At 50.0% G+C, this 12,419-nt stretch carries 11 protein-coding genes; 10 read left to right on the top strand and 1 reads right to left on the bottom strand.

Features of this window, described 5'->3' with window-relative positions; all coding sequences use genetic code 11:
• Positions 1-241: 241 nt before the first annotated feature.
• The 10 genes from glyA (at position 242) to LHL18_RS09815 (ending at position 10,503) form a co-directional block, all read left to right on the top strand.
• Positions 242-1,495, top strand: a complete 1,254-nt coding sequence (gene glyA / locus LHL18_RS09860; protein WP_134056177.1) for a serine hydroxymethyltransferase — start codon at positions 242-244, stop codon at positions 1,493-1,495.
• A gap of 78 nt (positions 1,496-1,573) precedes the next feature.
• Positions 1,574-2,029: a transcriptional regulator NrdR gene (nrdR, locus tag LHL18_RS09855; RefSeq protein ID WP_134056175.1), complete on the top strand. Its 456-nt coding sequence runs from the start codon at positions 1,574-1,576 to the stop codon at positions 2,027-2,029.
• Positions 2,029-3,147 (top strand): bifunctional diaminohydroxyphosphoribosylaminopyrimidine deaminase/5-amino-6-(5-phosphoribosylamino)uracil reductase RibD, encoded by a 1,119-nt coding sequence (gene ribD, locus LHL18_RS09850; protein ID WP_226766969.1) that lies wholly within the window; start codon positions 2,029-2,031, stop codon positions 3,145-3,147. The genes nrdR and ribD overlap by 1 nt, the downstream gene beginning before the upstream one ends.
• 25 nt (positions 3,148-3,172) lie before the next feature.
• The gene (locus LHL18_RS09845) at positions 3,173-3,823 is read left to right on the top strand and encodes a riboflavin synthase (protein ID WP_226766967.1); all 651 of its coding nucleotides are present in this window, start codon (positions 3,173-3,175) and stop codon (positions 3,821-3,823) included.
• Between the two features lie 12 nt (positions 3,824-3,835).
• Complete coding sequence (ribBA, locus tag LHL18_RS09840) at positions 3,836-4,945, top strand: bifunctional 3,4-dihydroxy-2-butanone-4-phosphate synthase/GTP cyclohydrolase II (protein ID WP_226766965.1); 1,110 nt, start codon at positions 3,836-3,838, stop codon at positions 4,943-4,945.
• Between the two features lie 115 nt (positions 4,946-5,060).
• The gene (ribH, locus tag LHL18_RS09835) at positions 5,061-5,525 is read left to right on the top strand and encodes a 6,7-dimethyl-8-ribityllumazine synthase (RefSeq protein ID WP_226766964.1); all 465 of its coding nucleotides are present in this window, start codon (positions 5,061-5,063) and stop codon (positions 5,523-5,525) included.
• Positions 5,526-5,542: 17 nt separating this feature from the next.
• Entirely contained in the window at positions 5,543-5,956 is a 414-nt protein-coding gene (gene nusB, locus LHL18_RS09830) for a transcription antitermination factor NusB (protein WP_226766962.1), read from the top strand.
• Between the two features lie 33 nt (positions 5,957-5,989).
• The gene (gene thiL / locus LHL18_RS09825; RefSeq protein ID WP_134056161.1) at positions 5,990-6,952 is read left to right on the top strand and encodes a thiamine-phosphate kinase; all 963 of its coding nucleotides are present in this window, start codon (positions 5,990-5,992) and stop codon (positions 6,950-6,952) included.
• A gap of 9 nt (positions 6,953-6,961) precedes the next feature.
• Positions 6,962-7,441, top strand: coding sequence for a phosphatidylglycerophosphatase A family protein (locus LHL18_RS09820; RefSeq protein WP_134056159.1), 480 nt, complete (start codon positions 6,962-6,964; stop codon positions 7,439-7,441).
• 26 nt (positions 7,442-7,467) lie between these two features.
• Positions 7,468-10,503, top strand: a complete 3,036-nt coding sequence (locus tag LHL18_RS09815; protein ID WP_226766961.1) for a ligand-binding sensor domain-containing protein — start codon at positions 7,468-7,470, stop codon at positions 10,501-10,503.
• Between the two features lie 49 nt (positions 10,504-10,552).
• Here LHL18_RS09815 and dxs read toward each other — a convergent pair whose 3' ends face one another.
• Positions 10,553-12,412 carry a 1-deoxy-D-xylulose-5-phosphate synthase gene (gene dxs, locus LHL18_RS09810; protein ID WP_226766959.1) on the bottom strand — a complete coding sequence of 620 codons (1,860 nt, stop codon included), beginning with the start codon at positions 12,410-12,412 and terminating at the stop codon, positions 10,553-10,555.
• Positions 12,413-12,419: the final 7 nt, after the last annotated feature.

Genomic DNA, 12,419 nt, shown 5'->3' with positions numbered 1-12,419 from the left:
GGCAAAGTGTTGGCTGTTTATATATACAGTATATTAGGCAGCCTAAGCGAGAATGTAAAGCACGGCATACTGTTATTCAGCGGCTGAGCGAGCGATAAATTATTTTGGGTGTCTGGATGGCCAAAAACTAAGTGCATAACGGCGGATTTACGGGTAGAATAGCGGCCAATTTTTACCAGCCAGTTTTGATTTACCGATATCTTAATTAAGACTAAGCGTGAAAGCCGCGCCAGGAGATAGCATGTTAAAGCGTGATATGAATATTGCCGATTTTGATCCCGAATTATGGCAAGCCATAACAGATGAAACTGAGCGTCAGGAAGCGCATATCGAGCTTATCGCATCTGAAAACTATGCCAGCCCAAGAGTATTGCAAGCGCAAGGTTCTCAGCTGACCAATAAGTACGCCGAAGGTTACCCGCATAAACGTTATTATGGTGGCTGTGAGTACGTTGACATTGCCGAAGATCTGGCGATTGCCCGTGCTAAAGAGCTGTTTGGTGCCGACTACGCTAACGTGCAGCCGCATGCCGGCTCTCAGGCCAATGCAGCGGTATTTCTGGCGCTGTTAAATGCTGGCGACACTATTCTGGGCATGAGCCTGGCGCACGGTGGCCATTTAACGCATGGTGCCCATGTTAGCTCTTCCGGTAAATTGTATAAAGCTGTGCAGTATGGTTTGCACCCTGAAACCGGTGTGATTGATTATGACCAGGCTGAAGCGTTGGCGCTTGAGCATAAACCTAAGCTGATTATTGCCGGTTTCTCTGCCTACTCAGGCATTGTTGACTGGCAACGTTTTCGCGATATCGCAGACAAGGTTGGCGCTTATCTGATGGTAGATATGGCACACGTTGCCGGTTTAGTCGCGGCGGGTTTATACCCGAACCCGGTGCCGGTTGCCGATGTTGTAACCACGACCACGCACAAAACCCTGGCAGGCCCACGTGGTGGTTTAATCCTGGCGCGTAAAAACGAAGAGATTGAGAAAAAGCTTAACTCCGCTGTTTTCCCGGGTGGCCAGGGCGGCCCGCTGATGCATGTTATTGCAGCTAAAGCTGTAGCATTTAAAGAAGCATTGCAGCCTGAGTTCAAAGTTTATCAGCAACAGGTATTGAAAAACGCTGTAGCGATGTGTGATGCGATGATCGCCCGTGGCTATAAAATAGTCTCTGGCGGTACGCAGAACCATTTGTTCCTGATGGATCTGATTGACAAAGATATTACTGGTAAAGAAGCTGATGCCTGGTTAGGTCAGGCGCATATCACGGTGAATAAGAACTCGGTTCCTAACGATCCGCGTTCACCTTTTGTGACATCAGGCTTACGCATTGGTACCCCTGCTATAACCCGTCGCGGCTTTAAAGAAGCTGAGGCGGCTGCGGTAGCAAACCTAATTTGTGACGTACTGGACAGCCGTGGCGATGCAGCAGTGATCGACAAAGTGCGCGCTCAGGTAACTGAGCTGTGCAAACGTTTGCCGGTTTATGCGTAAAGGCTGATTAAGTGCTATGATGGCCGCTATTGCGGCCATTTCTTTATCTGGCTATTTAACGGCTTAGTGAGATCTTTTATGTATTGCCCGTTTTGTAATGCTGATGATACTAAAGTCATTGATTCGCGGCTGGTAGCCGATGGACACCAGGTGCGCCGTAGGCGTGAATGTCTGGCGTGTCATGAACGTTTTACTACTTTTGAGGCGGCAGAGCTGGTTATGCCGCGAATTATCAAACGCGATGGTTCACGCGAGCCTTTTAACGAAGATAAATTACGCAGCGGCTTACTACGTTCGCTGGAGAAGCGTCCGGTGTCCGCCGAGCAGATAGAGTTACTAATTAATAAAATTAAATCTCAGCTGCGGGCGACAGGTGAGCGTGAGGTTGGCAGCCAACTGCTTGGCAACTTAATTATGGATGAACTGGTAAAAGTAGATAAAGTTGCGTATGTAAGGTTTGCATCCGTTTACCGCTCTTTTAAAGATATCCGTGAGTTTGGCGAGGAAATTGCCCGTTTGGGAGAGAAAGCCTGATGTTCAGTGCCAGTGATACCGCCCACATGGCAGAGGCGCTTCGCCTGGCCGAACTGGGGCGTTACACCACCAGCCCTAACCCGAACGTCGGCGCACTGTTGGTCAAGGATGGGCAGGTTATCGGGCGTGGTTACCATAAGCAGGCCGGTGGGCCGCATGCTGAGGTGTTTGCGCTGCGCGAAGCTGGCAGTGATGCTCGAGGCGCGACCTGTTATGTGACACTGGAACCCTGCAGCCATCATGGCCGCACACCACCTTGTGCAGACGCATTGATTGCTGCGGGCGTGTCGCGGGTGGTGGTGGCGATGCAGGATCCGAATCCTCAGGTAGCCGGGCGCGGCATTACCATGTTGCGAAGTGCCGGTATCCGTGTTGAATTGGGGCTACTTGAACAGCAAGCCAGAGCAATCAACGCCGGGTTTCTTAGCCGGATGGAGCGCAAGCGGCCTTATGTCCAGCTTAAACTGGCTGCCAGCCTTGATGGGCGAACGGCGCTGGCCAATGGGGATAGCAAATGGCTGACCTCAGATGCGGCGCGTGCCGATGTGCAACGCTTCAGAGCGCAAAGTTGTGCCGTATTATCAACGGCTACAACCGTTATGGCAGATAACGCCAGGCTGAATATCAGAACAGAGCAGCTGCTGCAGAGCGTCCCAACGCTGGAAAATGGCCAGCTACGCCAACCTAAGCGTGTGATACTGGACCGTAATGGTTTACTGGATCATAAACTTGCGCTCTTTGCCGAGGGTGGTGAAGTATTGCTGTGCGTCAGCAACATTGAAAATAAGCGTGAATTACCCAATATAGCCAGGCAAATTCACTGTCCGCTGACCAGCAATGCGCAGTTTGATTTGACTGCATTATTGGAGCATTTGGCGGTGCGAGAGAGCATTAATACTTTATGGGTAGAAGCCGGCGCCACTTTAGCTGGCACTCTGTTACAACTTAAGCTGGTTGATGAACTGATTGTTTATCTGGCGCCTAAACTGTTAGGCAGCAGCGCTCAGCCATTGGCTGTTCTACCGGAGTTTTCTGTGCTTAATCAGGTACCACAGTTAAGCTGGACCGATGTGCGCATGGTAGGCGCAGATATCCGCCTCAGTGCGCGATTAAGTTAAATGAACGCAAACGACGAGAGACACTATGTTTACAGGCATTATTGAAGCCACAGGCAAACTGGCTGCTGTGGTAAAGCGTGGTAACGATATCAGTGTCACTATCGATAGTGCAGAGCTGGATTTTTCGGATGTGAAACTGGGCGATAGTATAGCCTGCAATGGTGTTTGCCTGACGGTTACGCATTTAGGACCGCGCAGTTTTAATGCCGATATATCGTCAGAAACCCTGGCACACACTTTGTTTGGCCATTATCAGACCGGCCAGCGGATTAATCTGGAAAAAGCCATGTTGCCCACCACCCGGATGGGCGGTCACATTGTCAGTGGCCATGTTGATGGCGTAAGTCAGGTTATTAAAATAGAACAAAGCGGCAGAGCCAGCAATATCTGGTTGTCGCTGCCGGCAAATTTAGCACGCTATGTTGCTGCCAAAGGGTCGGTAACTGTCGATGGCATCAGCCTGACAGTAAATGAACTTAATCACGACGCATTCCGGCTGACGATAGTGCCTCATACCGCTGCGCATACCACTATCGCAGCATTAAAAGCGGGTAGCAAAGTGCATCTGGAAGTTGATTTGATTGCTCGTTATCTCGAACGTTTACTTAGCAAAGACAGTGCCGGCGCAACTGGTGGTGTCAGTATGGCGCTGTTGTCTCAGCGCGGCTTTTTATAAATAAGGTTTGTTATGCAACTGAATACTCCCGCTGAAATTATTGAAGATATCCGTCAGGGCAAGATGGTCATACTGATGGACGATGAAGATCGTGAAAACGAAGGTGATATATTGATGGCGGCCGAGTACGTTACACCTGAAGCCATCAACTTTATGGCAACACATGCACGTGGCTTAATTTGTTTAACACTAAGCCGTAAGCGTTGCCAGCAACTTGCTTTACCTCTAATGGTTGATGCGAACAAGTCGCCGTTTTCTACCAACTTTACACTGTCAATTGAAGCAGCCGAGGGCGTGACCACCGGTATTTCAGCTGCAGACCGTGCCCGTACAGTGAAGGCGGCGGTTGCCCGTGATGCCCGCCCGTCAGATATAGTGCAGCCTGGCCATATCTTTCCGCTGATGGCGCAGGATGGTGGCGTACTGGTACGTGCCGGTCATACCGAAGCCGGTTGCGATTTGGCCCGCCTGGCGGGGCTTGAGCCTGCTGCGGTCATTGTTGAAATACTGAATGAAGATGGCACTATGGCTCGCCGACCAGACCTTGAAATATTTGCTAAAAAGCATGGCGTTAAAATAGGCACTATTGCCGATCTGATTGAGTACCGTAACCTGAATGAAACGACAATTGAACAGGTTGCTAGTTGCCAGTTGCCAACAGAAGTCGGTGATTTTCAGTTGGTTACATTTAAAGATACTATTGATAACCAAATCCATTTTGCGCTGGTAAAAGGTGAGATCGATCCTGAGCAACCGACATTAGTACGGGTACATTTACATGATACGTTCAGTGATTTACTGATGGCCAACCGGGCGGCCAACCGCAGCTTTGCGCTGCACACTGCCATGGAGCGTATCGCCAGAGATGGAGGCGTATTAGTGCTATTGGGTAAGCATGAAAGTACTGAGCAACTAATCCGCACGGTACAGGGCTTTGAAGCCGAGGATAAAGGCGAGAAACCACGCTCAACCCCATGGGCTGGGACATCCCGTACTGTTGGTGTTGGCTCGCAAATCCTCGCCAGTTTAGGTGTGAAGAAAATGCGCTTACTAAGCCAGCCTAAAAAATATCATGCGTTGTCTGGATTTGGTCTGGAAGTGGTTGATTACGTCAGCGAATAACCGCCAAACAGAAAAAATTAACCCTGTAGCAGAAGCATAAACACTATGCCGGTTTGCTTTGTGTTGTGCTATTATGCACGGCTAATTTTCAGTGGTCAGATTTTAAGGGCAGCTTATGCAGGTAATTGAAGCGGGATTTTCTGCTAACGGTAAGAAGTTTGCGATCGTCGTAGCACGGTTTAATAGCTTTATTGTTGAAAGCTTATTAGATGGTGCAACAGACACGTTGCAGCGTATTGGCAATGTAGCTGAACAGGATATTACCGTGATCCGAGTGCCTGGCGCTTTTGAGCTGCCGCTGGCTGTACAACGTGTGGCTGCCAGTAAGAAGTATGACGGTATCATTGCATTAGGTGCGGTGATCCGTGGTGGCACACCTCATTTTGAGTACGTTTCCGGTGAGTGCACTAAAGGTATAGCGCAAGTGATGATGCAGCATGACATCCCTGTTGCTTTTGGTGTTCTTACTGTAGACAGCATCGAGCAGGCCATTGAACGTGCAGGCACCAAAGCCGGCAATAAAGGTAGCGAGGCTGCCATGTCTACGCTTGAAATGGTCAACCTGCTGACCAAGCTGTAACAGGAAGAGACATTTACATGAAACCAAATGCCCGTCGTCAGTCACGGTCACTTGCAGTGCAGGGAATATACAGCTGGCATGTCAGCCAGAACCCGATTGCAGAGATAGAGCAGCAATTATTGCTGGAAACCAATGTTAAGCACATTGACGTTGGCTACTTTCAGGATTTGTTACGTGGGGTGGTTAAAAACCATGCGGTGTTGGATGAGGCGGTAAAACCGTACTTAGACCGACCTTTTGATGAAATTGATTTTGTTGAGAAGGCTATTTTACGTGTGTCGGCCTATGAGCTGAAATACCGTCTGGATGTGCCGTATAAAGTCATTATCAACGAAGCCATCGAGCTGGCAAAAGCTTTTGCCGCAGATGACAGCCATAAGTTTGTCAACGGCATTCTGGATAAAGCCGTACGCGTATTGCGTCCTAGTTAAAGGAGAGCCGACACTTGTCGGCTTCTTAATTTTATGGGTGAATTCGAACTCATTTCCCGCTACTTCAGTAACAGTGGTGCCCGTCGCCAGGATGCCGCTATAGGCGTTGGTGATGATGGTGCAGTACTGCAGATACGTGATGGTTATGATCTGGTGGTCACGACCGACACTATGGTGGCTGGTACACACTTTTTCCCTGATGATGATCCCCGTGCTCTGGGCCATAAGCTGGTTACCGTCAACGTCAGTGATCTGGCAGCTATGGGCGCTGAACCGGCCTGGCTGTCACTGGCGCTAACTTTGCCTGCAGTAGATGAAGACTGGCTTGCTGCATTCTCTGCCGGTTTGCATGAAACGGCGGAATATTACAACTGTCAGCTGGTAGGTGGTGACACTACCCGGGGCCCGATGAGCCTGACGATGATCGCAAAAGGCATAGTACCCCGTGGTAAAGCGCTGACCCGCAGTGGCGCCAAAGTCGGCGATTATGTTTATGTTACCGGTACGTTGGGTGACGCGGCTCTTGGCTTAAAATTGTGCCAGGGCTTACACGAAGTGAGTAAGAAACATCAAACGCATATTTTACAGCGCTTTCATTACCCTTCCGCCCGTGTTGCCTTAGGGCAGGCACTGCGTAATATCGCCAGCAGCGCTATGGATTTATCCGATGGTTTGTACAGCGATATCCAGCATATAATGAAACGTTCTGACGTTGGCGCCAGCATTGATGTGTCGCGTCTACCTCTGTCCCAGGCAGTTAAAGACAGCTGCGACCAGACAACTGCAATGCAACTGGCCCTGTCTGGCGGCGAAGATTACGAGTTGTTGTTTACCGTACCAGAAGCTAAACGTGGCTCGTTAGACGTCTTACTGTCGCCTTATGGTACGCCAGTCAGCTGCATCGGCCGCATTACCGGCGTTGCCGGCAAGCTGGAGCTAAAACACGGCGAGCAGCCATTCAGTTATCAGCCGACAGGCTTTGTGCATTTTGTATGACATTTTTTTATGACTAAAGCACAGTTCAACCTGAAAAAATGGCACCAATTTCTGGCGCTGGGGTTCGGGAGCGGCTTGGCAGCGAAAGCGCCCGGTACTTTTGGTACTCTGGCGGCGGTACCCTTGGTTATCCTGTTACTACTGCTGGGCAACAACTATCTGTTGCTGTTTGCAGTGTCGGGTTCGTTACTGGGTATTTATGTTTGCGGCAAAACGGCACACGATATTGGTGAGCATGATCACAGGGCTATTGTCTGGGACGAAGTCGTCGGTTATGCCATTACTATGTTGTGGGCTCCGCTGCACTGGCAAACGATACTGCTGGGCTTTGTATTGTTCCGCCTGTTTGATATTGTAAAACCCTGGCCAATCAGTGTGCTGGACAGACATGTACACGGCGGGCTGGGTATTATGCTGGATGATATTGCCGCAGGCGTTGCGGCCTGCCTGACACTGCAATTGCTGTTACCTTTTCTGGCCCTGGGTTAAAACAAATAATAAGAAGAGAGCACACAATGAAAAACACCTTATCGTTGCTTTTATTGTTGTGTAGCTTTGCCTGTCAGGCATATAACCAGCAGTCAGTATACGATTTTGATATTAAGCACTGGGGCAGTGCTGAAGGACTATCAAACAATTCGGTGCGCTCGGTCAGCCAGGATGCGCAAGGCTATATCTGGCTGGCAACCCAATACGGGTTAAACCGTTTTGATGGTATGCAGTTCGAACATTTCAATAAAGAAACTCACCGCCATTTAGCCAGCAATGCCATTACCCGCTTATTCAGCGATAGCAGAGGTTATATGTGGGTGGGGACTAAAGCCGGTTTATCGGGTTTTGACCCGGTAAGCCTGACTTTTGAGCGTTATCAGATCCTGTCAGAAGTTACTGCTATCGTTGAAGTCAGCCCGGGCGAAATCTGGGTAGCTGCAGACTCTCTGTTCCGTGTTCGCGATGGTAAAGTCAGTCGGGTGGAGCAGATCCGCTCTCAGGTTGGCCAACTGGAGCTGGTCAATAACCAGGTATGGGTTACCAGCACAGATAAGTTATTTCGTATTGATATCGAGGGTAATACTGAAAGCTTTCCGTTGCCAGCTGAGTTAATGCAAACGCCGATTTACGACCTTTACTGGACTGACAATGGTTTGCATATTGCCGGTGAAGCAGGCTTTTATCATCTGGATAAATCCGGTGATGTCAAAAAGTGTGACTTGCCGGATAACAACAGTACCGCGGTGTATAAACTGCTGAAAGATAGCCGGGGCAATAGCTGGATTTCTGCACATCGAAAATTGTTTCACCGCCATAATGGCCAGAAATGGCAGCATATTACCGGCGATGAGCTCGGCAGTTACCCCTGGTTCAGCGATATTTTCGAAGACAAAGACCACAATATCTGGTTGGCCAGTTTCAGTGATGGCATCTATCGGGCATCCGTTGGCAATATTCGTCGCATTGTTCCGGCAACGGCAGATCCGGTCGTACGAAGTCTGGGGGTTACGCCGGACAACACGCTGTTAATTGCCGGACAATCTGATGTTGGCGAGCTCGGTGTTGATGGCAGTTATCGCTCTTTGCTTAGCACAGCACAGCTCGGCGCCAGCACGGTGCATGATGTTTACTGGCCAGACAATCAGCAGCTGTGGCTGGCAACAGATCAGGGGGTGTTGCGTTATCAGCGCGGACAGCCTGAACTGCAATCGCAGTTCGCATCGTTAAATGGCTATACGGTCAGAGTGTTGCAGCCTGATGATGCTGACGGCGTGTGGATAGGTGGCGTGATGGGATTGTTTCATTACCAGAACCAAACACTGACACCATTTTCACTGAACAGCGAACTTGAGTCACGTCATATTACGGTTTTGCAGCAACAACGACAGACCCTTATCTTTGGTACAACCAGAGGGCTATACCAGTATGAGTCAGGTCGGCTGACACGGCTTGGGGTAGGCAGTGCTTTGTATAACAGCTACATCACTGCCCTGCAGATACTGCCGGACAACACTGTTATCGCCGCGACACTGGACGATGGTATTTTTGTTGAATTACCACAACAGACACAGTGGCTGCAATGGCACGCCGGTAATGGATTGCCGCACAGTCCGGTAGTGAGCCTGGCATTTGATGCAAACAGCGACAAATTATGGATCAGTAGCAACAAAGGTATCTTCAGGCTGGATAAAGCCCAACTCGCGGCTTTAGGGCAGGGCGCTGTACAGGCTGATGAAATTCTCGGCCCTTATGACAGGCAGCTTGGCACAGTGCCCGGGCGTTGCTGTAACGGTGCAGGGCAAGCTAAAGTAGTGCGTTGGCAAGATCAATACTGGTATCCGACATTAAAAGGACTGGTTGCAGTGCCGGTGCAACTTGATCAGCAACAGCGCAGCAGTTTGCGACCTGTTATCAAGAGTGTGCAGGGGCTGCGTAATTATCATGTTGATGGTCTGCAATCGCGGTTAGTGCTTGACCTGGACGACCGCAATCTGAGCGTACAATATTCGGCACTGGAGTTTATTAAACCTACTGCGCTCCAATTTCGTTACCGGTTGCAGGGGTTTGACCAGCACTGGCATGACGTTGGCGATCGGCGCGAAGCGGTATATACCAACCTTACGCCCGGGCGTTTTGTATTTCAGGTACAAACACGTTTTGATAATGGCCCCTGGCTTGACGAGCAGTCTGCAGAGCTGGACATAGTAGTACCTAAACGTTTTGATGAAACCTTTATATATCGTGGGCTGTGGGCGCTTTTAGCGTTGTTTTGCCTGTACGGCTTACTGTGGTTGCTGCGGCGCAATACTGTTAATCAGCAACTACAGCTCGAGCGTTTGGTCAGACAGCGTACGCAGGAATTGGAAAACAGTAACCTGAAGCTCAATGAACTGAACGAACAGCTGACATTGCTGACGCATAAAGACAGTCTGACCGGGCTGCGCAACCGTCGTTTTATGTTCGAGCAACTACCCAAAGATATTGAGCACTTTCAGCGTAACCGTGAATCAATGCAGTCACAGGGTAAATGCGTGGCGTTAATTCACCTGGATCTGGATAACTTTAAACAGGTTAACGACCAATATGGTAATACTGCAGGCGATAGCTGTATTCAGCAGGTTGCCGGCATTTTAATTCGTGAAACGCGTGGTTCAGACTATGTTGTGCGCTTTGCCGGTGAAGAGTTTGTGCTGGTACTACGTGATATCCAGACTGATTTGGTTGAACAGTTCAGCTACAGGTTAAACGAGCTAATTGGCAAAACGGTATTCAGTTTACCGGATGGCCACCGCACCCGTTTAACCTGCTCTGTCGGTTATGCTATCTTCCCGCTCGACTTACTGGGCGGGCAACTGATCAGCTGGGAAATTTCGCTGCAACTGGCTGAAATGGCGTTGTACCATGTGAAGCATGCCGGTAAAAATGGTGTCGCAACTATTCACTTCGATCAGCAGGTCGATGCCTTTGAGTTTGAAGATTCATCTCATGTTGAAGCCCAGGTAGAGCGTTTACTGGCCGCAGGACTTGCCCGCTTTGAGCTGAAAAATACCCAGCTGTGAGTGATAAAAAAGCCTGCAGAAAACAGGCTTTTTTATCAAAAACGCAGTGTTATTTCAGCGCACTGATGCTGTTGTAGATACCGTCACTATCCAGGCCGAGCTCTGTATAGATCTCCTGCTGGCTGCCGTGTTTTATAAACTGGTCCGGTAATCCCAGGTTAACACTGCGCACATTCAGCTTCGCCCGGCTGATAAACTCGTTCACGGCAGAACCGGCGCCTGCCATCACAGCATTGTCCTCGACCGTAACAAAATAATCATGCGAGTCAGCAAGCTCGGTCAACAGAGCATCGTCCAGCGGTTTGACAAACCGCATGTCAACCAGCGTCGTGTTGAGCTGCTCTGCGGCATACTGGCAGGCGCTGAGCAAAGGACCAAATGCCAGTATTGCGATACGCTTACCCTGACGTGTAACCTTGCCTTTACCCAGTGCCAGCAGCTGCATCGCCTGCTCTGCTGCTATACCGGTGCCGCTGCCGCGCGGATATCGCACTGCTGCTGGTCCCTGATACTGATAACCGGTGTAAAGCATCTGACGACACTCATTTTCGTCAGACGGCACCATAATGACCATATTAGGAATACAGCGCATAAAACTGATATCAAAAGCGCCCTGATGCGTCGGGCCGTCTGCGCCAACAACGCCAGCGCGGTCGATGGCAAATAACACATCCAGATTTTGCAAAGCAACATCATGAATTAACTGATCATATCCACGTTGCAGGAAGCTGGAGTAAATAGCCACTACCGGTTTTAAGCCTTCAATGGCCATACCGGCCGCTAATGTGACAGCATGCTGCTCTGCAATAGCCACATCAAAGTAGCGCTTGGGAAACGCTTTTGAAAACCGTACCAGATCAGAGCCTTCGCGCATCGCCGGTGTAATTGCCTGTAAGCGCTCATCCTGCTCGGCCATGTCGCAAATCCAGCTGCCGAAAATATTCGAGAACGTTGGCAAACCGGCTTTTTTGGCAGGTTGCTTTTTGTCGTCCGGATTAAATTTCGACACCGCATGGTAGCCAATTGGATCTGCCTCTGCGGGGGCATAGCCTTTGCCTTTTTTGGTGACGATATGCAGCAGCTGTGGGCCCTTCATATTGCGCATATTGCGGATGGTGTTCACCAGTCCCTGCACATCATGGCCATCGATCGGGCCTATATAGTTAAAGCCCAGCTCCTCAAAGAAGGTGCCCGGCGTTACCATGCCTTTGAAATGCTCTTCTGCACGGCTGGCCAGCTCATGCAGTGGCGGTACGCCGCTTAATATTTTCTTACCGCCTTCGCGCAGGCTGGTATAAAAATTACCCGACAGAATACGGGCAAAATAGCGGTTTAATGCGCCGACGTTCTCAGATATCGACATTTCGTTATCGTTCAGAATAACCAGCATATCCGGGCGCACTTCACCCGCGTGATTCAGTGCTTCAAATGCCATACCAGCAGTAATAGCGCCATCACCAATCACTGCCACGACCTTGCGGTTGCTGCGGGCCTGCTGCGCGGCAATTGCCATACCCAGCGCTGCACTGATTGACGTACTGGAATGACCGACAGACAGTACGTCGTATTCGCTTTCTTCGCGAAATGGGAACGGATGCAGGCCATCTTTTTGCCGGATGCTGTGCATGCGCTCTGCGCGGCCGGTCAGAATTTTATGCGGGTAGGCCTGGTGGCCAACATCCCATATCACCCGGTCAAACGGCGTATTGTAAACATAATGCAGGGCCACTGTCAGCTCAACGGTGCCTAAGCCTGAGGCGAAATGGCCACTGCTCTGACTGACGCTGCGTAACAAATAACTGCGCAACTCGTCACTGAGTGCGGGCAGTTTTTCTTGCGGCAGCGCTCTGAGCTGCTCGGGTAAATTAGCCTTGGCTAATAACGGGTAATCGTTAATATCTAACGCCATATTCCTT

This window comes from Rheinheimera aquimaris, from assembly GCF_020531985.1.
Lineage (GTDB): Bacteria > Pseudomonadota > Gammaproteobacteria > Enterobacterales > Alteromonadaceae > Alishewanella > Alishewanella aquimaris.
Note: the sequence above shows the minus strand (reverse complement) of the source record. Positions and strands in the feature narration are given on the sequence as shown.